The sequence below is a fragment of the Pedobacter frigoris genome (assembly GCF_005116445.1).
Classification (GTDB): Bacteria; Bacteroidota; Bacteroidia; order Sphingobacteriales; family Sphingobacteriaceae; genus Pedobacter; species Pedobacter frigoris.
Genome location: NZ_SWBQ01000002.1, coordinates 730,988 through 753,822 on the forward strand (window position 1 = coordinate 730,988; position 22,835 = coordinate 753,822).

Sequence of the window (22,835 nt, forward strand, 5' to 3'; positions counted from 1 at the left end):
TAAGGTTTGAACAATATTTTGTTACTCGTGTTACTCAAAAAAGTGAACGAGTAACAAATGAGTAACAAAAATAACGAAAACTACGGTAAACTACAATAGATGGGAGTAAAAATAAAATACACTAAACATTGAAAATGAGGCAAATAACAATGATATTCTATATTGATCTATTACGATTTAACCGACCTCAGTAACATGTCAGGAATTTATATCCACATACCCTTCTGCAAAAAAGCATGTAACTACTGTGACTTTCATTTCAGCACTTCTTTCAAATACATTGATGAACTAACTGATGCCATCTGTAAAGAAATCACTTTAAAAAAACATAGAATATCAGATCAGGTAGGCACAATTTATTTCGGAGGGGGAACTCCTTCGGTGCTACCTCAGAAACATTTTGAGAAGATATTCGACACCATTACCAGAAACTTTTCTATAAAATCCGGAGCTGAAATTACCATTGAAGCAAACCCTGATGACCTGGACGCAAAAAAAATTACTGAGCTTAAACAATTACCTGTAAATAGATTCAGCATAGGTATTCAGTCTTTCTTTGATGAGGATCTTCGCTGGATGAACAGAGCCCATAATGCAGGAGAGGCAGAAACATGTATTAAAAGAAGTCAGGATGCAGGCTTTGAAAATTTGAGCATAGATCTTATTTATGGTTATCCGCTATTGAATGATAACAAGTGGCTTAGCAATATCAATAAAGCCGTTGAATTTCAAACACCACATATTTCTGCTTACTCATTAACAGTTGAGCCGAGAACGGCTCTTGCAAGTGCAATAAAAAAAGGGCAGCAACCACCTGTTAATGATGAGCAGAGCGCAGCTCAATTCACGATATTGACTGAAAAACTGGGCGCCTCAGGCTTTGAGCATTATGAAATTTCAAATTATAGTCAGCCAGGCAAACACGCTGTCCACAATACCAATTACTGGCGGGGTATTCCCTATTTGGGAATCGGCCCTTCCGCTCATGGTTTTGATGGATACGTTCGTTATCTGAATATCGCCAATAATGCCTTGTACATGAACAAACTCCTTATAAACGAATTACCGGAAACTATCGAAGAGCTTGATCAATACGATAGATTTAATGAATACATTATGACCTCTATTCGCACCATGTGGGGAACAGACCTTAATAAGGTAAAAATGGAATTTGGCAAACTATTTATTGAAGACACATTAAAAGCAATCAAACCTTTTATAGAACGACAATGGCTCATCAATCAGAATGATCATTTGATTCTGACACAGGAAGGTAAATTATTCGCCGATTACATCGCATCAGAGTTATTTTTGATGCAAGATGATCATCTTTAAATATTATTAATAAAATCATAGATGAAGAATAAAGTAGTTTGGATTACCGGTGCGTCATCCGGTATAGGTGAGGCACTTGTTTACGCTTATGACAAGGCTGGTGCCAGGCTCATCATATCATCGCGTAACCGTGACGAATTATACAGAGTCAAGATGGCTTGTAAAAGTCCTGTCAACATACATGTGCTTCCGATAGATCTTGAAAATACTGCTGCATTAACAGATAAGGCAGCTGATGCCATTAAAATTTATGGCACAATTGATCTCCTGATTAATAGTGGCGGAATCAGTCAGCGCGGACTAGCCTTAGAGATAGGACTCCAAACTGAACAACGGCTCATGAATGTTAATTTCTGGGGTACAGTTATACTCAGCAAGGCAGTTCTACCCGTAATGATAAAAAATGGAGGAGGAACTATAGTGTGTATTAGTAGCCTGGTTGGAAAATTTGGCACAAGAATGCGTTCCGCATATTCAGCATCTAAACATGCACTTCATGGTTATTTTGACTCTCTGCGTTCGGAAGTATTTGACAAGAATATTCAAATCACCATCATTTGCCCTGGCTTTATAAAAACCAATGTGACACTAAATGCATTAACTGCGACAGGAGAAGCTCAGGGAACTATGGATATCGCTCAGGAGAATGGCATGTTGCCAGAAGAATGTGCAATGCAGATCATCAATGCCATTAAATCAAAAAAAGAAGAGGTATATATAGGAGGAAAAGAAGTGAAAGGAGTTTTATTTAAACGGCTCTTCCCTCTGAGATTTTCAAAATACCTCAGAACGGCCAAAGTAACCTAACCAGTATTTACAGTCAGCAACATCGCTATTGAATTGTTCAGCGCAAACGTTTGCGCTATAATTACAGAATTAAAAACACAAATGTCTACAAATCATCATGTTAAAAAACGAGAACATTCTATCCAAAATATGACAGAACCAATAAAAAAGGGTTTTCAAAAACATAAACGTTTGTGAAAACCCTTTTTAGTATCGTCAAATAATATTTATTGAATTGGCTTTATCCAGTATGAGTATTCATGTTTCGCAAAGGGAACTCTATACTCTTTCATTGGCATTGAACCCCAACTGTCAATTCCCTGCATACCACTTTGTATCAAGTCAACATGCATATAAATCTTATCGCGCTTAACGAGCTCACCGGAATGGTATTGTTTCTTTTCAACTTCAGGATCCAGATCGTCCAAAGAATATGGAACCGCAGCAAAGCTCAATAAGCTATCCGCCATACCAAAACTCAGGCCCTTTCCTTTTTTATCTGTAAAATTTACCCACCGTACATCTGTTTTGTTGCCACTCTCCTGCGGACGGGCATATGGAAAATACTGATCGTCTATGGTTTGATTGTATAAACCCACAAACGAGCCGGTTTTGCGGTCCCAGTAATTTTCACCTGGTCCACGCCCATAAAATGTGATTTTACTGAACTCTTTGTTCAATTGCAAATCATTACCTATACGCAGCATCAAGGCATATTTACCCTTATTTGCTGTAAATTTACTGTCTACTTTAATGGCTCCATCTCCTCTGACTGTGAATACTTGTTCCACACTGGCATCTCCGTCTATCAGATCTTTTTTGAACGTAACGATCGCCACTCCCCCTGCACCATACTGTACATCTGCAGAGATCAATTTACCTTCAGTATAAGCATTACGCCATTTTCTTAAATTTCTGTTGAAACCCGCACCTATGTCATTGTCTGTAGGAGCACGCCAAAATCCAGGAGTTGGCCCTTCAGTTAGCAGCTGGGTTCCTTTTACGGTGTAAGCAGTCATTGTTCCTTTGTTCAGATCAAATTCAACGGAAAAATCTTTACCTTTTACCAGTGTCTTTCCTGCAGGTTTTTCAATTGTCACTTTAGCGCTGGTTGCAGCCATCTTAACTGGCACCGCAGTTCCATTCCAGGCAAATTGTTCAGCAGATATATTGTAACCAGCTGGCAAGAATGGCTCAGCGGTTTTTAAATCGTAATACACATTTAAAAAATATTCAGCACCAGCTTTAGCCTTAGTTTTAACAGGAAGAAGAATTTCCTTTTCTGTTCTTGGATCAATATTTAGCGTACTTAATGTACCTTTTTCTACAACCTTTCCATTCTCCAATAATTCCCAATCAAGTTTTACATTATCCAGCCCTTTAAAGAAGTAAGAGTTGTTAACTTTTATTTTGTTGTTTCCTTCGTAAGCGGTTTTGATGTATTGATAAACTTTTTTTACCTCTACAGCCATTGGAGTCATTCCTCTATAGTTGGTTACCACGCCTTTTACAGAGAAGTTGTTATCACTAAAATCTTCATTTACAGGGCCACTTAGCGGAAAATCACCTCCATAGGCATTAAACCTCTTGCCATTTCTCACAGTATCAATCGCCTGGTCTATCCATTCCCAGATAAAGCCACCTTGTAAATTCGGCTGACTTTCTATCACATCCCAGTATTCTTTAAAGTTCCCTAAGCTGTTACCCATAATGTGAGCGAATTCACTCATGATCAATGGCCTGTTGGGATTACTGTTAGCGTATCTTTTCAACCAGTTTGGATCAGGATATTGAGGTACGATCATATCTGTATTGTAATCATTCTCTGCACGCTCATATTGAACGGGTCTCATGTCATTGGCCTTTAACCAATCATATCCTTCATAAAAATTCACGCCGTTACCAGCCTCATTTCCTAATGACCACGTAATTACTGAAGAATGGTTTTTATCACGTTCATACATTCTTTTGATACGCTCTAAATGTGGTATTCTCCATTGCTTATCATTACCAAAAGTATAAGCTAGATCATAATAACGGCCATGAGATTCAATATTCGCCTCATCCACCACGTATAAACCGTATTCATCACAAAGTTCCATCCAGTAAGGATCTGGAGGATAATGTGAATGCCTTACTGAATTTACGTTCAGTTTCTTCATCATTTCCATATCCTTACGCATATCCTCATGTGTCAGTGTATGACCTTGTGTAGCATTGTGCTCATGCCTGTTCACTCCTTTAAAGAATACCCTCTTGCCATTTACCAGGAAGTTATTGCCAACCAGTTCCACAGTCCTGAAACCAAGACGCTGCGGAATAACTTCCAGAATCTCTCCCTTCTTATTTTTTAATGTAATGAATAGGGTATAAAGATTTGGTATTTCGGCACTCCATTGAGCAACATCTCCCACTTCAGTGTTGAACTGAACAGTACTTTTAAAATTGCCAAGCACTGTTTTGATGCCTTTTGTTTCATCCTTATAAACTGATTTGCCTTTTGGATCTATCAGTTCCAGCTCTACAGCAAACGTATCTGGCTTACTGTGATTGGTTCTCCTGTCAATCCTATAATTGTCAATTTCAGCGCTTACTGACAACAACCCGTTTTTATAACTTTTATCCAGCGTAGCTATTGTCTTAAAATCCCTGATATCAAGTTTTGGTGTTGAGTAGAGATAAACATCGCGTTCGATACCCGAAATACGCCACATATCCTGACACTCCAGATAGCTGCCATCACTCCAGCGATAAACCTGTAAAGCAACCAGATTCTCTCCTGCCTTCACGTATTTCGTAATGTCAAATTCCGCAGCGAGCTTACTATCCTCACTATAGCCTACTTTAACTCCATTGATCCAGATAAAAAATGCAGACTTTACCGCTCCCAAATGAATGAAGACCTGTCTGCCATCCCAATTCTGAGGAAGATTAAATTTCTTTCTGTAAGAACCTACCGGATTGTTATCCTCCGGAATATCAAATGGAGGATTCATTCTGGCACCTGTATTCCGGCGTCCGGCAAATTCATAGGGCTGATTTACATATATTGGCAGACCATAACCATTGGTCTCCCAATTTGCGGGAACTTTAAAATTATCCCATTTGCTATCATCAAATGCCGTTTTATAAAAATCATCCGGACGTTTACGTGGGTCTTGTACCCAGTTAAACTTCCATTGTCCATTGAGCGTTAAAAAATAGTTTGACTTCTCTTTCTCTCTTTTTGACGCAAGCGCTTTGTTTTCAAAAGCGAATGCCGAGGCCCGCATAGGCATCCTGTTTACAGAAACAACTTCAGGAGTTTGAAGCTCAGTTGGAAGCTGCTGGGCCATTAGCCCTGAAGAGGCTAATAATAGAGAAAATGTTGTAAAAAAATTCTTCATTTGTGTATTAGATTGTATTTAAGTCGAACTTAATATATTTTTAAGTAAAACGCCAACGCAAACGTTTGACTGAATTTTAGCAGCAAAAATTCCTTGCCCTTTTCATACATTCATAGCAATAAACAATACAAACCACACATTAACAAATGAATATGAAAAGAATCCTATTTATTCTGTTCGCATTTCAGCTAACCCTTAGCTCAATCTGCTTTGCAGATTACAATGCGGCAGTAGATCCCATTACTGTACCACTTGGTGGAAATGGATGGGTTAGTAAAAATTCGAAAGCCCGAATTAGAAATAACGGAATCACAAACTGGTCAGCAGAATCAGATGTAATTTCTATCTATTTTAGAACGGAAAGTGCCGGTAAGGCTGACCTTTCTTTAAAGCTTAGTGTACCTGAAGGGAATAGCAAAATCAGCATAACTGCCGCAGGAGCAACTTTAACGAAGGAAGTAAGTAATCTTGGGTCTGCTATTGTTCAAATTGGCACTATCGACATCAAAAATCCTGGCTATGTGAAAGTTGAACTAAGAGGCCTTTCAAAAACCGGTCAGGTATACGCAGAGGTATCAGACCTTATCGTAAGTGGCCCAGCACTAGAAAAAGGTACAGCCTACGTAAAAGATAACGAAGGCAACTTCTTTTACTGGGGACACAGAGGCCCGTCTGTGCACTTAAACTATCGCATTCCAAGTGCTGCTGACGATAATACAGAATGGTTCTATAATGAAGTAACGGTACCGGTAGGTGATGATGTATTAGGCACCTATTACATGGCCAATGGTTTCAGCGGCGGATATTTCGGTATGCAAACCAACTCCCCAACAGAACGCAGGGTACTTTTTTCTATCTGGAGTCCATTCAGTACGGATAATCCAAAAGAAATTCCGGACAGCATGAAAGTAATCATGTTAAAAAAGGGACCGAATACAAAGACCGGAGAGTTTGGGAATGAAGGTTCCGGAGGACAAAGCTATATGCTGTATCCATGGGAAGCTGGAAAAACTTATGCTTTCCTGATTCGTGCACAACCTAATACCGCTAAAAAATCTACAATATACACGGCATACTTCAAAGATGTTCAAAAAGGCGATTGGCAATTAGTAGCAAGTTTTGAGCGACCTAAATCAGGCACTTACCTGAAAGGCTTACACTCATTCCTGGAGTGCTTCTCTCCTCAAACAGGAGATCAAACAAGAAGAGGCGACTATAAAAACCAATGGGCTATAGACGCAAAAGGCAACTGGCACGAGGTAACTGGCGCAGGATTTTCTGCAGATAATACTGCAAGGAAAAACTATAGGAAGGATTACGCAGGTGGATCCGATGATAAATCTTTCTACTTGAAAAATTGTGGGTTCTTTAGTGACTTCACTCCAATATCAACGCCGCTACAAAGAAAACCATCGGGAAAACCACATCCTGTAATAGATTTCAATAAACTGCCTTAAAAGAGAAATTGATTAATCTTCAACAGAAGAGGCCGTCCGAAATGGACTGCCTCTTCCTATTTTTTAGCTCTATCTACTACTTACACAGCGAAAGCCGGTATTTTCCAGCCCGGTATCTACGGATGTTTTCATTCTTGAACTGACTCTATAGCCTTTACAATAAGAAAAATGACACATAAACGATCCTCCTCTTACGGTTTTCTTAGGCACTGTCGGCTCAGCAGGATCGTAGCTTTTTACCGGACCTCTTGGATTTTCAGCAGTACCATTTAATGTCTGATAATAATCCTCGGTATACCAGTCTGCAGTCCATTCCCACACATTACCTGCCATATCATAAAGTTCATATCCATTTGCGGCAAATGATTTTACAGGTGCCATGTTACCAAACCCATCAGTCTTTTTATCAGCATAAGGAAACTCTCCCTGCCAGGTATTTGCTTTGATTTTTCCAGACAAAGGATCTTCATCACCCCAGGGATATTTTTTTGATTTCAGGCCGCCTCTGGCAGCATATTCCCATTCGGCCTCAGTAGGCAGTCGTTTACCAGCCCATTTAGCATAAGCTTGCGCATCTATCCAGGAAATCTGGGTAACAGGATAATTATCTTTACCCTTGATAGAGCTCTTCGGTCCTTGAGGATGTTTCCAGCTTGCACCGACAGTCCAACTCCACCACTGCGATACATCATTGATATCTACCTGTTGCTTTGGCTGAACAAACGTCAACGACGCTGGCTGTAATAATTCTTCTGCAGGCTTAGGCGTACCGGGAGGCAATTGTTTTTTTAATTCTTCCCAATCCGGCTTGCGCTCTGCCTGTGTTACATAACCTGTAGCCTTTACAAAAGCGGCAAATTGTGTATTAGTCACCTCGGTCTCATCTATCCAGAATCCATTAAGCTTAACCTGATGGGCGGGATATTCATCCCGTCTGCCTTCCTTATCAACCGCACCCATTGTAAACGTACCAGCAGGAATAAATTTCATACCCTTATGAGAAACAGGGCTTTTTTCATTTTTTACAGTATCAAGTTCTCCCAGTCCACCATATCGCTTTGGTAAATTTGAACTGCAGCTCATCGCACTATCAGACATGGCCGCGTTTTCTCTATTCTGTGAAGTACTATCTAAGGCGGAGGAGTCCTTTTGATTACTTTGGCGACAGGCTGATGCCAAAAACACCAAACATAAATACAAAATCTGTTTCTTCATATAACATTAGCGGTACCTGGATTAAGCACCTGAGGTTGTGACCGGAAAATTAGCCATAAAAACATTAGCATGAAAGCCGGGCTAACTCATTACACCAATTTTGTTACCATTCCAATCCGGAAACAACACTTTATCATTGGAAATTCCTAAGTGCCTATCTGCGACCTCACTAAATACACTCCTGAAATCTGTTGTAACTGCGAGATCTCTGCCATCTTCCAAATTCTCAATGGCAAGTGGATTTATTGTTCCATGCACCAGGCCTCCTTTTACTGCATTTCCTAAAATGAAATTACATGAAGCCCTGCCATGGTCTGTTCCGCCTGTGCCATTTTGTTTAACGGTACGGCCAAACTCAGTCATTGTCATCACCGTCACGTCATCCTGCAGCGTACCCATATCAGTCCAGAAAGCAATAATGCTCTCACTAAGGTCATTCACGTTACGTGCAAATATTCCGGTATCTGTACCCTGGTTAAAATGAGTATCCCATCCACCTGATTCAGCAAACGCAACTTCCATACCTACATCCATTTTAATGAGTTGAGCAATTTGTTTTAAGGAATTTCCCAATGATGTATTTGGATAAATGGCGTTGTTAGCCGGTTTGTAATTCTTTGTATCCGTTTTTTGCAGCATTTTAATCGCATCAAAGCTTTCCTTTCCGGTTTCTTTCAGTAATCCGGAAGAAGTTTGATCATAAAGGTCTTCAAAGCTTTTGGCAGCCAGGTTTGCTCCCTTTATATTGCCGCGCATCTGTATATTAAAATCCTGAAGATTACTGATTGCAACCGCAGGGTTGTCCCCATAAAATGATCTTGGTAAGGATGAAGTCAGGCTAACCCCCTGAAATGGCGTAGCAGCATCATGCCCCAATAACCCTACAGCACGGTTCAGCCATCCTGTCTCGGTTCCTTTTTTAAACGGCGTACCGGATTCCATATAGTCCTGTGCATCAAAATGAGACCTTGTCGTATTAGGCGAACCAATCCCATGTACTATTGCCATTCTTTTATCTCTGAAAACACTTTCAAAACCTGCCATAGAAGGGTGGAGCCCAAAACGGCCGTCGAGATCGATGAGCGGCTTGACTGCCGAGCCCTTTGCGGCCGACATAAACAACGTAGGTCTTGCTGCTTTCAAATACTGGTCTGTAAAAGGAGTCACCGCCATCAGACCATCCATTGCACCACGCTGAAAAATGCATACCATGATTTTTCTTCGCTTAAATAAGCCTAAAGGTTTTGTACCTGCAACTGCGTCCATTAGAAATCCTGGAACACCTCCTAAACCTATACCGAATAACGCTAATCCGCCAGCTTTTAAAAACCCTCTTCTTGATGTCATGGCTATTTTTTTTTAATTATTTACGTTGAAATTCAGGAGAACCTATAATTACACCCACCACCTGGGCAAGCATCGTATTGTTACCATTTGCCAGCTGCACGGCATTTGCATTTCTGCGTGGTCTTTCCTTATTAAGCCCTGCCATCATCATATCACCTGATTCTTCTTTCATTTGTACTTCCGGTTGTGCTATCGGGGCTTTAGCTGCAGCCTTCTCCACCTTGCTCACCAATTCAGGATCGTTAAGCATAGGTTTCAACCGCTTTACAGTCTCCTCCAAATTACGTTCAGGCATAATCAATTTACCGTAAGTCAATAATGCCGCCTCTGCACTCTCAGGCTCATGATTATTATTTAAAGAAGATAAATTGATCTTGATCCCAGGAATCCGCTGTGAGGCCAGTGCTAAACCAAAATTCATCCTGTTCAGCAAAGATCCGGTATTGATCCAGTATTGTCCCCTATCCGGAAAACCTGTAGGAGCCTGATAGTAATACATTTTCTGACCCATTTTATTGATCCAGCTAAACAGTTGGTAGGGTTGTGTAATTTCTGCATCCAGACTCCGCACTGCACTCATGGCCAACTCGAATGGCGATTTTGTCTTTTCCCTAAGGGCATCTGACGTCCAGAATTCAGGTGAAGACACCATTGCTATCATTACCTGCTTAATGTCTCCATCGCTACTATTAAATGTATTTGCCATCTTGTCTACCAATTTTTGAGCAGGATGATCATTGACAAAGCGTGTAGCCAGCTTTTTAGAAATGAATTTAGCCGTGCTCTGATGATGAGCCAGCATACTCAACAATTCGACACCCTCTTCATAGCCACCTCCCGCAGCAAATTTTTTCCCCAGTACCGTTTTTTCTCCGTTATCATGACGTGTAGGCACAAATAAAAAATCTCCATTCCTTACGAACCCTCTTTTTTGAAGATTAGCTTCACCAACTTTTTCAATCACTTTTTCCATAGCTGCACCATATCCGTCAGTACCCATAGGAGCCAAAGTCCACCCGGTTAAAACCCTGGCAGCTTGCGTAACATCATTTTGAGTGTATCCACCATCTACACCGAGCGTGTGAAGTTCCATTACTTCACGGGCATAGTTCTCATTCAATCCGCCGGCTTTCTTTTTATTCTGTAATTGTTTCAATCTTTTCAGCGCGACGGGCTTGAGTTTTTCACCCATCTGCATATCTTCTATACTGGTTGTTGCACCTTGCTCACCTGTACTGGTAAAATTGTCCAGAAAAACCAGCATTGCAGGCGATTTTGCCGTCGCCATCAATAGATTCTGGAATTTTCCGGTTACGTTTGGTCTGATCACATCCCGTTCAAATGCCGGCACGAATGAAGCACATTGATTTTTAGTAAGTGAAACATTAAAATGATTAAACCAGAAATCCGTTAGCAGTTCATGCAACTGGTTATTTGTATAAGCTGCCCGTAGTATTTTCTGATTGATGAATTGACGCAACAACTCCCCTTCAGGTTTCAGACCATTAGCAGCCATATAATCCTGAAGCTGCTTGCGATAAGCTTTTTGATCACCCTTTCCAACGGAATCCTTATTCACAAAGCCATCCCTAATGGCCATTCTTACTACTTTTGCTTGTCTTGGATATTTATTCTCAACCTCTGAATTCGTCAGGTTAATGTCTTCATATTGGTCCAACATTTTATCCAGCGACTCATTCTTAATATTACCATCCAGTTGCTGCTGAAACCACTTTTCCAAACCCATTTTTAACACCCTGTCGACATCTCCTGATTTTGCACCGTAGGTAAATCGGCTCAGCAAATGTGCAGCGGCCTGGCGTTCCGTCAATCCTGCCTGCTTATAAGGAAATACGATTTTTATTGTTTTAGATCCTCCCTTGTCAAAAGAGGAAAACAATAAAGCAGAGAGCAGGAGAAATACGAATGAACAGATAACCTTTAATGGCGCTTTCATAGTAATTGCTATTATTTGAGACTTATTACTTACTAAGACAATTAAAACGCCAAAAAGATTAAAGAGTGTATAATAATTTTTCTACTTCTAAAACCACGGCTATCTTTTCATCGTAACTGTGTAAAAGAAACAAAACTTTATTATGAAAAGAATAATCTTATCAGTAGTTGCCTTAGTAGCTTTGGCATTCACCACACAAGTTTACGCACAGAAAAACCCAATGGTAGGCGGTGCAGCAATGTATGCTAACAAAGACATTGTCGACAATGCAGTAAATTCTAAAGATCACACGAACCTTGTTGCAGCAGTAAAGGCAGCGGGATTAGTGGAAACATTAAAATCAGCCGGACCATTTACGGTATTTGCACCCACCAATGCAGCTTTTGATAAACTGCCTGCCGGAACTGTATCAACTTTAATTAAGCCAGAAAACAAAGCCACGCTTACTAAAATTTTAACCTACCATGTGGTAGCTGGTAAAATGGATGCAAAAAGCATTGCCGCAGCAATTAAAAAAGGAAAAGGCAAAGCAGAATTAACCACGGTAAGCGGAGGCAAACTATGGGCCTGGATGGAAGAGAATAAATTAATGATCAAAGACGAAAAAGGTGGTTCAGCCACAGTAACTATAGCTAATGTAATGCAAAAAAATGGCGTCATCCATGTAATTGACACCGTATTAATGCCTAAATAATTGGAGTAAGTAAGAGGGGGATTTGAGGAGACCGGCGATTTAATGTCGCCGGTTTTTTTTATTAAGAATTAATACATTCTGACTTTTTGTTTTCTATAAAATAGTTGTTGGGTCGCCGGAGACACATTTTGTCTAAATACTAACTACTCAATACTAAATTCTAATAAATAATTTACATTTGTTTTAAATAAGGTCGGTAATCAGGCATTAAGCCTCTTATCAGTACTTTATAACAAAACTTATGAGCTTTATTTTAAAGCCGGTAGATACCGTTGAGAGCATCAGCCCCGCTGATTTTAAAAAAAATTACCTGGATGCAAGGCGTCCTTTAATCATCAAAGGTCTAACAAAATCATGGCCCGCCCGTGAAAAATGGACAACTGATTATTTAAAGCAGATAGGTGGCGATATAAAGGTTAGTTTGATGGATAATTCCAAGGCAGACCCTTCAAAGCCCATCAATGCCTCCGTGGCCGAAATGAAGTTTGGAGACTATCTTGATCTGATCAAAAGAGAGCCTACGGAGTTGCGTATTTTCTTTTTTAATCTTTTTAAACACCACCCCGACCTTATCAATGATATTGTAATACCTAAAGACCTGATGGGAGGTTTTATTGAAAGTATGCCTGCCATGTTTTTCGGCGGATCAAACTCTGTTACTTTCCTGCACTACGATATAGATTTACCTCATCTTTTTCATACGCATTTTGGCGGGAGAAAGCACATCATCTTGTTTGATAACAAGTGGAAAAAGAGACTTTATTGCATTCCAAATGCAACTTACGCACTGGAAGACTACGATGTGGCAAATCCTGATTTCGAAAAATTCCCTGCGCTTAAGGGAGTCGAAGGTTATGAGGTTTTCCTGGAACATGGCGACACCTTGTTCATGCCTACCGGCATGTGGCACTGGATGAAATACCTCGATGGTTCTTTTTCATTGAGCCTCAGAGCCTGGGATGCCTCTGTGACCCGCAAAGCTCAAAGTGTATTTAACCTGGCTATTAAAGGTGGTTTAGACAGTGTATTGAAAATGGCATTCAAAGCGCCTTATGCCCATTGGCGGGAAAAACTCGCTGTTAAACGAGCCGAAAAAGCACTGGCAAATGGTAACCCGAAATAATAAAAAGGCCTCATTTTAAAAATAATGAGGCCTTTTTATTTTACAACAGTATAACATTAATAGCCTGCCAAACTTTTAACTTCGATAATTCGTTTATCATGAATATATGAGAGGTTTTCATTTTTCTAATTTTCAGCCTGATGACTTGCCAAAAGGCGGGTTTGATGAATTGCTTAAGCTATTCACGCAGTTGCTAAATTATACGGCTGGCGATGCGGGCGAAACACTGGCCTGGATGAATGAGCTGGATAAAAAATATAAGTTCACCAATAACGATTATGGCATGGGTGATTTTATAGATGAGCTCAAAGAAAAAGGCTATCTCAAAGAAGACGGTAAAGGCGATATAAAAATTACTGCTAAAACGGAGCAAACCATTAGAAAGTCTGCACTGGAAGAAATATTTGGCAAACTTAAAAAAGCCGGAAGAGGCAATCACAATACCAACATCTCAGGAATCGGTGAAGAAAAAAATGCCGACAGAAGGGAATTCACCTTTGGTGACAGCTTGGATCAGATCGACATGACTGCATCTATACAGAATGCGCAAATTAATCATGGAATTGGCAACTTCACGTTAACAGAACGTGATCTTGAGGTTGAAGAAAAGGATTATAAGACATTAACTTCTACCGTCCTCATGATAGACATCTCACATTCCATGATCCTATATGGAGAGGATCGCATCACTCCTGCTAAAAAGGTTGCTATGGCTTTGGCCGAATTGATTAAAACACGTTATCCAAAAGATACACTAGATATTGTCGTTTTTGGCAATGATGCCTGGCCAATAAGTATAAAAGACCTCCCATATTTACAAGTCGGCCCTTATCACACCAACACCTTTGCGGGGCTGGAGCTTGCGGCGGATTTACTGCGTAGAAGAAAAACCCACAACAAGCAGATATTCATGATCACCGACGGCAAACCCACTTGTCTAAAGGAAAATGGCCGTTATTATAAAAACAGCATGGGATTGGATCGCAAAGTGATCAATAAAACCCTGAACATGGCAGCTCAATGCAAAAGACTTAACATTCCAATCACTACTTTTATGATTGCACAAGACCCTTACCTGCAACAATTTGTAAGGGAATTTACTCAAATCAATGGAGGTAGGGCATTTTACAGCTCATTAACCGGCCTTGGTGAATACATTTTTGAAGATTATATAAAAAATAGAAGAAAGACAGTACGGTAATTAAAGCCATCGTCATCCTGAATTTATTTCAGGATCCCGGAAGAGAATGAAAAATAACATGTCCGGGTTGCTGAATTCATTTCTGCATGACGTTGATGCAAACAGAAAGAAAACATGGATCACAATACTATAAAAACCCTCGGAGAGCTAAAAGCTTCCAACTATAAATCTTTATCTGTAAAAGAAGAGCTTCGTAAAAATCTGATCAAACAGCTTCAAAATAAAGAAGCGGGATTTGAAGGTGTCCTCGGCTATGACGAAACAGTGATCCCGGAACTTCAAACCGCTATTTTATCAAGACATAATATCCTGCTGCTGGGATTGCGTGGACAGGCTAAAACACGAATAGCCCGCTTAATGGTCAATCTATTGGACGAATACATCCCTTACATAACAGGAAGCGAGATCTTTGATGACCCACTCCATCCAATTTCATGGTTTGCCAAACACGAAATATTGATCCATGGAGACAATACGCCAATCAGCTGGCAGCACCGTTCTGAAAGATATACTGAAAAACTGGCTACCCCAGATGTTACGGTGGCCGATTTAATTGGAGATGTAGACCCCATCAAAGCTGCCACCTTAAAGCTCACCTATAATGACGAACGGGTAATTCACTTTGGTTTGATCCCACGTGCACACAGGAGCATATTTGTAATTAATGAGTTGCCCGATCTTCAGGCCCGTATACAAGTAGCTTTATTTAATATGCTTCAGGAAAAAGACATTCAGATAAGAGGTTTTAAACTACGTTTGCCTTTGGATATTCAATTTGTCTTTACTGCAAATCCTGAAGATTATACCAACCGCGGTTCTATCGTAACTCCTCTAAAAGACAGGATAGAAAGCCAGATCCTTACACACTACCCTAAAACAATCAGCATTTCCAGAAAGATCACTCTCCAGGAAGCAAGGCTCACAGAAGAACAGAAACTTGTAGAAGCAGATGGATTGGTTAAGGATCTCGTAGAGCAGGTAGCTTTTGAAGCACGCAAAAGTGAATTCATTGATCAGAAATCCGGGGTGTCTGCAAGGTTGACCATCTCTGCATATGAAAATCTCATCAGCACTGCAGAGCGGCGGATGCTGATCAATAAAGAAAAAACCACGTTTGTTCGCCTTTCCGATCTTACAGGGATTATCCCCGCTGTAACTGGAAAAATTGAACTTGTTTATGAAGGTGAACTGGAAGGGCCGGCCAAAGTAGCGAACACCTTAATAGGAAAAGCCGTAAAGAGCTTGTTTGCACGCTATTTCCCGGATCCGGAAAAAGCAAAGAAGAGCAAGTCTGCCAATCCCTATACCAGCATTACGGAATGGTTTACTGAAGGCAACACGCTGGATATATCTGATGCATTAACGTCAGCAAAATATAAAAAGACGTTAATGGAGGTACCGGGATTGTATGATCTGGTCAAAAAGTTTCATCCCAAACTAAGTGAAAACCAGACACTTTTATTAATGGAATTTGTTCTCCATGGACTTGCCGAACATTCTCAATTAAATAAAAAGTATCTTGATGGAGGTTTTGGCTTTTCAGATATGTTTGAAAGTCTATTTAATACCGGTGATTTTGAGGAAGACGAAGACGATGTTGATTTCAGATAATTTTTAATTATAAATATTTTATGACAGGCAGACTACCAGTGCTTATTATTTTATCAGTTTTTCTTCTGGCTTTTGATTACTATTGTTTCAAAGCCATTTTATCTGTTTTTAAAAACTGGAAACCCCGTACAAAAAAGCTTTTTAGCATCATCTGGTGGACATATACCGCTATCCTGGTAGTCGGTGTCTTCGCTGCTATTTTTATGCCATCCTATATCCCGCTTTATTTGAGTATGCGCTCAATAATTATGGTCGCATTCTTCCTAACCGTAGTATGTAAATTAGTCATGCTTCCTTTTTTATTAGTCGATGATCTGAGAAGAGGAATAATTGCATTATCCAGATCGTCTAATAAAAAGGATATCCCACTTGCCAAGGATGAAACAGCAAATCTTGTAGCAGAGACAACCGGACCTCCAATTAGCCGGTCCTCATTTCTGATTAAAGCCGGTATGGTTACCGCGGCCATCCCTTTGAGTTCACTGAGTTGGGGGATCATTTCAGGAGCCTATGATTATAAGATCAAACGCAGAACACTCATTCTGCCAAATCTGCCCAAAGCTTTCGATGGCATTAAGATGGGGCAGATATCAGACGTCCATTCCGGCAGTTTTTACAATAGAAAAGCTGTACTGGGAGGGGTAGAAATGCTGCTGGGAGAAAAACCTGATTTCGTTTTCTTTACGGGCGACCTGGTAAACAATGTTGCCACAGAAATGAGGGATTACCAGGATATCTTTAGCAAAGTAAAAGCTCCTCTCGGAGTCTATTCCACTTTAGGAAATCATGACTACGGCGATTATCAGTTCGGGAGAGAATCTTCACCTGCAAAAACTAAAAACCTTAAAGATCTAATCGCAACCCACAAAGTAATGGGCTGGGATTTATTAATGAATGAACATAGGAGATTGAAAGTTGAGGGCGAAGAAATTGGTGTTTTAGGCATCGAAAACTGGGGAATGGGCCGGTTCCCTAAATATGGCCGCATGGATCTTGCTGTGAAAAACACGGATGACCTTCCTGTAAAACTATTGCTTTCTCATGATCCCTCACACTGGCGGGGACAGGTACTCACAGACTACCCTCAAATAGATGTGATGTTTAGTGGACATACGCATGGAATGCAGTTTGGCGTTAGAATGGAACAGTATCAGTGGAGTCCAGTACAGTATCTGTACAAAGAATGGGCAGGTCTCTATCGGGAACAAAACCAGCAATTATACGTCAATGTAGGTTATGGATTTTTAGGTTATCCGGGTAGAGTTGGAATATTACCGGAAATCACGATATTTGAATTGAAGCGGGCATAACAAACCGCTTCTGCCAATGTTAAAAAAAGGACTGCTTGCTATTCTTGATTTTCTATTGTTCAGCAACTTGTTTATTGGCATTTGTGCTGTAGCCCAAGGTCTCGTTACCTACCACTTATTACAGGTACCTGCAGACGCCTACATTCTGGCCTTTCTGTTTTTCGCAACCATAGGCCTTTACAATTTTAGCATGCTGCTTGCAAAACCAGTTAATCCGGAAAAGTCTCCCTTTATAAGAGTCCGCTGGATATTCTCCCACCATAGGATGATCATTTCAATCACATTGATTTCTTTACTTTGCCTCATTCCCCTCGGATTATGGTATTTAAGCATTGAATCAAAGTTATTGATGGCATTTACAGGCCTGCTGGCTGTCGGTTATAACGTTCCTTTTTTAACGTTGAACCAGCAAAAGATTGGACTACGTAATATCCCTGGAATTAAATTATTCTTAATTTCACTGGTATGGTCTGTAAGCTGTGTATTACTGCCGATTGTAGAACTGGAACGTAGCCATCAGATTAATATTTCTTCTGCAGACACCCTATTACTGGTCGCCAAGAGGTTTTTATTTATAGCTGCCATCACAGTGCCCTTCGACATCAGAGATCTGTTTCAGGACAAGCTATATGCCCTTAAAACTATCCCCGTAATGCTGGGAGAAAAAAAGGCTTTTATCTTCTGTCAGTTTTTATTAATCGGATACCTTGCACTATTGTTACTGTTCAGACAGGCTACCTATGCTGATGTAATCGCTACAACATTAACCCTTGGCCTAACAGGCTGGCTAATATTCAAATCTAACATCAAAAAGAATGAATATTATTATTTCTTCTATCTCGATGGAACCATGTTACTGCAATACCTTATGCTCATCCTCTTTGGATGGCTTGCTGTGTTTATTTAGCTAGGATTAAAGCGATATCCGACTCCGCGAACTGTTTGCAACAATTGGGGATTGTCAGGATTGATCTCAATCTTTTTACGCAACCGCACGATGTGCATATCTAATGTCCTCGTATTTACATCAGAATTATACCCCCATACAACCAGCATAAGTTCATCACGGTTGATGACTTTGCTGGGATTTCTTAAGAAGTAAAGTAAAATTCTATTCTCCAATATGGTGAGTTCTATCTTCTTGCCATCTCTAAACAAAGTATGGATATTAGGATGATGCTCCATATTCCCAAAGCGATGAATCTCCGAACGATCGTTATTTAATATGAACTTCACTTTACTATCGAGCATTGCTACCAATACATCCATGTTAAATGGCTTCGTTACATAATCAGAAACGCCAAAATTGTACGCATCAATCTTATCAACGTCCTGTGCTTTGGCTGTCATCATAATAATCAGGTTTTCAAATCCTTGCTTACGTACTTCTTCGCATACTTCAGCCCCCTGTTTACCTGGCAACATCCAATCCAAAAGAACAATATCAGGCTTTTCACTTAATATCATCTTTTCAGCAGCCTCTCCGTCTCCCACTTCCAGAACTTCATATCCTTCAGCTTTTAAGCGGTGTACTACTAAAAAACGTAAATTTTCATCGTCTTCAACTATTAATATTTTAATTCCTTTAGACATAATTTATTTCTTATTTAACATAAAACCTACTCCGCACTCGCATTTATACATCTCGTCATGCTGAATTTATTTCAGCATCCCGGATATGCTATTCAAGATCCGCTCAAACAGGATGCTGAAATAAATTCAGCATGACAACCGCCGCAACAGACAATCTTAATCATTATATGGCAGTACAATTTTAAACTCTGTTCCTTTATTTACTTTACTTTTAACGGAAATTTCACCATCCATAAAGTTAACCAGTTCTTTACAGAAAGCCAAACCTAAACCCACACTACCATTCTGGTTGTATTGATTCTGAATGCGGAAAAACTTCTTAAATATATTATTAATTTCTGATGCAGGAATACCTATACCCTGATCTGTAAACCTAAGTACAACTTTCCCTTTGATCAACCTAGCACTAATATGCAGTTTTTTACGCTCTGCAGGTGAATACTTATAGGCATTCTCGGCAAGGTTATCAAATAGACTACCCAGTAATACAGGATCTGTCACAAAAGTCATGAACCCCGTTACTTCATAGGTAAAATTGAAATCAGGATGCTTTAACCGGTGAGATTCTACAGTACTTTCTATGAAATCTTCTATGTTGATCTTATCCTGATTGAGTTCTATAGCCTTATTCTCAATCTGAGTAAAAGCCAGCAACTTATTCATCAAACCGTTGAGCTTATCTGCTTCTTCATCCAGGATCTTCCCATACATTTTCAGCTCTCTATCGGTTAAGCTCGATGCACTTTTAATGTTATTGCCTGCTATTTTAATAACGCTAACCGGGGTTTTAAACTCATGCGTTAGATTATTCATAAAATCATACTGCAACTTAAACATCTTTTGGTTGATGTTCAGATTGCGGTAAATTAGAACGGCGACCAGCACTACGATGCCATAGAAAAGAAGTATTCCCAGTGCAATCGGCAAAAAATAACTTAAAATCTCTTTGTCGATAAAGGATTTTGAAGAAATGAAATAAAGCTTATAATCTGAGAATGGCCCTGGCAATGTGATTTCCGTAGTCAGGTAAGAATCCGATGTATCCAGTGGATCATAGGTCAAAGGTTCAATTTTAATATATTGATACAGCAATGGACGGGAATTGATGATCTTTATTTTATACGGATCAAGATGAAATGAGAGCATATCTTGCTGGTAAACAGGCTGAGGATCAAGCGTTCTGCGCGACATCGACTTATAAACTTTTAAATCCTCTATTCTGGGTATGTTCAGATAAGTGATCTTATTTGCCCTTACATTACTAAAGTTACTAAACAAATCTTCCTGGCTAGGCACCTTGCTCGTATCCAAACCCTGGATATAGGAGGCTAATTTTAATACCAGCGCATTAAAATCGTCTCCGACCTTAAAGTTACCAGTCTTATCCCTGGTAAACAGCAAAACCGAATCTGCAGGCACCAGGCTGCCAAACTGATAAATATTCTTCGGGCTAAAAGTCAATCGACCTATATTCAGACCATCATTTACCACAGGAGTATTACGAACTTCAGAATCGTAAAAGATAACCTTGGCCACAAAAGGATATTCGAGCAATACTGTATCTACAAAATTGCAAGCGGTGGCAGAATCCAGGTAACCATTGTAATAAGATACTTCAGGCAGCTTCTTTTGAAAGAAATCATTGTAGGGTTTGATACTTTGCTCCAGCACATTAACCTTCTCAGATACAAATTCATTTTCAATAAATTTTGTACTAAAGCGGTAGGCGAGTAACAACGAAAAAGCAAAGAGAACCGACATCATAATAATGAAGGTCATAATCAATGAAAAACTCTTACGGTATCCGCTTTTTTTCTCTGAGGACATGCCCTAAGTTACTTCTTTTTCAGGTTAGCTTCTAAAAACTGTTCTAAACCCAGGTAAAATTTCTGCCTGCTTTCATCATTTTTCCCATGAAATGGATCTCCCTCCATCTCCAGGTAATTAACACTGATATTACGCTTTTGTAAGTTCTTTACGAATTGAATCGTTTCTCCTGAATTGATGTTCCTGCTTTTTGTGTTATGTGCAATAAATACCGGAAAATTAATCTTATCCACCTGAAACAACGGAGAAGCTTGTCTCATCCGTTCTACATCGGTTAAAGGATTTCCAATGATTTCATAATACATCTGGAGGCTTGGCTTCAGATAAGGGGGGATCGATTTAAGATAGGTAAAGAGATTTATAATTCCGGAGTTTGAAGCAGCGCAAACATATGTTCCTTTACCTGAATATAAACCTGTTAGCGCAATTTGCCCGCCAAACCCGCTTCCATAAATAGCAATCCTTTTAGGATCAGCAATTTTTTTACTGATCAGCCACTTTACACCATCATTGATATCCTTCTGGATTTTACAGCCCCATTCTTTAAAACCGGCAGCCATAAAAGCTTTTCCATATCCCGCAGATCCACGGTAATTTACCTGAAAAACAGCATATCCTCTATTTGCTAAAAACTGAACTTCAGGGTTATACCCCCATAAATTACGACCCACGGGGCCATCATGCGGCAATACTACGACAGGTAGGTTTTCTGCTTTTTTGTTCAATGGTAATGTCAGGTATCCATGAATTTTAAGCCCATCTCTTGATGTATAAACGATAGGTTTCATCTCACACATTTCTTCCTCTCTGATCGCCGAATTAAAGTCGCTCAGCTTCCTCAGCTTACCAGTCTCGGCAACGTATAGATAATAAGATCCAGGATTGCGATCGGTAAAAGTTCTCACCAGATATACATTCTCCGCCTTATCCCTGTCCATGATGCGTGTCTCTGTCTTGGGTAATAGCTTGTCTAGATTGTTGTATAGTATTTTTGCGGAGTCATCCAGGTAGTGCTTTTCCTTTTTCCAGGTCTCATACACAACGAAAGACAACCGTTGCTTTTTTCGTGAATACTGCGCATCTGTTATATTGATGGTATCATTACCAAATAGAACCTTATTTTCTTTACCCGTATTACAATCTATTTCAACCAAAGCGGCCTTATCACGGTTTACATCAGAAATCGCATAAATGATATTAGGCTGATTATGAGCAAAGGCTATAGGACGCACGGAGGTCTTAAAATTATTGGTCATCACTGGTTTAAAAGCCGATGCCTCATTTGCCCTGTAAAGCACAGTTTCATTCACGCCATCACTGCTGATCGCAAGCCTCAGTTTGCCTTCAGCGTCAGTGATCCAATCTGTGATGTTACCTGGATTCTTTGCTGCCATAACCATCGCCCCCTCACGTACATTTAAGCGGTAAACATCAAAAACAGTCGAATCTCTTTTATTTGATGAAACCAACAAATACTTATCATCCATTAGCTGGTCGTCAAGTACTCTTATCCTGCTTCTTTCGTTTTCAGTCAACTGTCGCTCATTACTCCCATCCTTATTAATGATAAAAATGTCAGATTCCCTGCTCGCATCCCCATTTTCCTTGTAATAAATAAGGTCGTTGTTCCCCACCCAGAAATAGAAATTGATATTTTTTTCCTTCAGTTTTGTAACCTTCTTATCCTTTCCCGTTTCCAGGTTCTCTATATATAGATTTTGATTCTTACCCTCAAGTTTCAAATAAGACAAGTTCTTGCCATCTGGCGATACTCTGTAGCCCACTTTGTCCTGGGATTTAAAAAAATCCTCGACCGGCATGGTACGCACCCCCTCCCCCTGACTGCAGGAAAGCCCCAGCAGCATTAAGAAAAGGCAAAAGTATCTTTTGTATACCATCATGTTATTTTCTACTGCAAAGCTACACAACACCAACTTTGTAAAGCGGCAATACACCAACATTGTTACTTTGAAGCTTTCAGTGTTCATAAAGT

Annotated in this window: 16 protein-coding genes; 9 read left to right on the plus strand and 7 right to left on the minus strand. The window is 39.9% G+C overall.

The annotated features are described in order from the left end of the window. Positions 1–195 precede the first annotated feature (195 nt). Positions 196–1,335 carry a radical SAM family heme chaperone HemW gene (gene hemW / locus FA047_RS09715; RefSeq protein ID WP_136835843.1) on the plus strand — a complete coding sequence of 380 codons (1,140 nt, stop codon included), beginning with the start codon at positions 196–198 and terminating at the stop codon, positions 1,333–1,335. A gap of 21 nt (positions 1,336–1,356) precedes the next feature. After that, positions 1,357–2,142, plus strand: coding sequence for an SDR family oxidoreductase (locus FA047_RS09720; protein ID WP_136835844.1), 786 nt, complete (start codon positions 1,357–1,359; stop codon positions 2,140–2,142). Between the two features lie 206 nt (positions 2,143–2,348). Here the strand turns inward: FA047_RS09720 and FA047_RS09725 are convergent, their stop codons facing one another. Then, positions 2,349–5,507 (minus strand): glycoside hydrolase family 2 TIM barrel-domain containing protein, encoded by a 3,159-nt coding sequence (locus tag FA047_RS09725; protein ID WP_136835845.1) that lies wholly within the window; start codon positions 5,505–5,507, stop codon positions 2,349–2,351. Between the two features lie 152 nt (positions 5,508–5,659). Between FA047_RS09725 and FA047_RS09730 the strand changes: the two genes are divergently transcribed. Beyond that, positions 5,660–6,964 carry a DUF3472 domain-containing protein gene (locus FA047_RS09730; RefSeq protein WP_205943278.1) on the plus strand — a complete coding sequence of 435 codons (1,305 nt, stop codon included), beginning with the start codon at positions 5,660–5,662 and terminating at the stop codon, positions 6,962–6,964. A 69-nt stretch (positions 6,965–7,033) separates the two neighbouring features. Here FA047_RS09730 and FA047_RS09735 read toward each other — a convergent pair whose 3' ends face one another. The 3 genes from FA047_RS09735 to FA047_RS09745 all read right to left on the minus strand — a co-directional run bounded on the left by FA047_RS09735 (position 7,034) and on the right by FA047_RS09745 (position 11,483). Beyond that, entirely contained in the window at positions 7,034–8,179 is a 1,146-nt protein-coding gene (locus FA047_RS09735; RefSeq protein WP_136835847.1) for a formylglycine-generating enzyme family protein, read from the minus strand. Positions 8,180–8,260: 81 nt separating this feature from the next. Continuing rightward, complete coding sequence (locus FA047_RS09740) at positions 8,261–9,526, minus strand: DUF1501 domain-containing protein (RefSeq protein WP_136835848.1); 1,266 nt, start codon at positions 9,524–9,526, stop codon at positions 8,261–8,263. A gap of 16 nt (positions 9,527–9,542) precedes the next feature. Then, positions 9,543–11,483 carry a DUF1800 domain-containing protein gene (locus FA047_RS09745; protein WP_136835849.1) on the minus strand — a complete coding sequence of 647 codons (1,941 nt, stop codon included), beginning with the start codon at positions 11,481–11,483 and terminating at the stop codon, positions 9,543–9,545. A gap of 142 nt (positions 11,484–11,625) precedes the next feature. On the opposite strand from FA047_RS09745, the gene FA047_RS09750 reads away from it, so the two are divergent. From FA047_RS09750 to FA047_RS09775, 6 genes are all read left to right on the plus strand, one after another. Next, positions 11,626–12,177: a fasciclin domain-containing protein gene (locus FA047_RS09750; protein ID WP_136835850.1), complete on the plus strand. Its 552-nt coding sequence runs from the start codon at positions 11,626–11,628 to the stop codon at positions 12,175–12,177. 241 nt (positions 12,178–12,418) lie between these two features. Continuing rightward, positions 12,419–13,300 (plus strand): cupin-like domain-containing protein, encoded by an 882-nt coding sequence (locus FA047_RS09755; RefSeq protein WP_136835851.1) that lies wholly within the window; start codon positions 12,419–12,421, stop codon positions 13,298–13,300. A gap of 106 nt (positions 13,301–13,406) precedes the next feature. After that, positions 13,407–14,501 (plus strand): vWA domain-containing protein, encoded by a 1,095-nt coding sequence (locus tag FA047_RS09760; protein ID WP_136835852.1) that lies wholly within the window; start codon positions 13,407–13,409, stop codon positions 14,499–14,501. A 114-nt stretch (positions 14,502–14,615) separates the two neighbouring features. Beyond that, positions 14,616–16,112, plus strand: a complete 1,497-nt coding sequence (locus tag FA047_RS09765; protein WP_136835853.1) for a P-loop NTPase family protein — start codon at positions 14,616–14,618, stop codon at positions 16,110–16,112. Between the two features lie 20 nt (positions 16,113–16,132). Further along, positions 16,133–17,422, plus strand: a complete 1,290-nt coding sequence (locus FA047_RS09770) for a metallophosphoesterase (protein WP_205943279.1) — start codon at positions 16,133–16,135, stop codon at positions 17,420–17,422. A gap of 16 nt (positions 17,423–17,438) precedes the next feature. Further along, on the plus strand, positions 17,439–18,329 hold the full coding sequence (locus tag FA047_RS09775; RefSeq protein WP_136835854.1) for a UbiA prenyltransferase family protein: 891 nt from the start codon (positions 17,439–17,441) through the stop codon (positions 18,327–18,329). Here FA047_RS09775 and FA047_RS09780 read toward each other — a convergent pair. From FA047_RS09780 to FA047_RS09790, 3 genes are all read right to left on the minus strand, one after another. Further along, positions 18,326–19,015 carry a response regulator transcription factor gene (locus FA047_RS09780; protein ID WP_136835855.1) on the minus strand — a complete coding sequence of 230 codons (690 nt, stop codon included), beginning with the start codon at positions 19,013–19,015 and terminating at the stop codon, positions 18,326–18,328. The two genes, FA047_RS09775 and FA047_RS09780, sit on opposite strands and share 4 nt — an antisense overlap. Before the next feature lie 156 nt (positions 19,016–19,171). Next, on the minus strand, positions 19,172–20,794 hold the full coding sequence (locus FA047_RS09785; protein WP_317130913.1) for a sensor histidine kinase: 1,623 nt from the start codon (positions 20,792–20,794) through the stop codon (positions 19,172–19,174). 56 nt (positions 20,795–20,850) lie between these two features. Next, positions 20,851–22,830 (minus strand): S9 family peptidase, encoded by a 1,980-nt coding sequence (locus tag FA047_RS09790; RefSeq protein WP_225872688.1) that lies wholly within the window; start codon positions 22,828–22,830, stop codon positions 20,851–20,853. Positions 22,831–22,835: the final 5 nt, after the last annotated feature.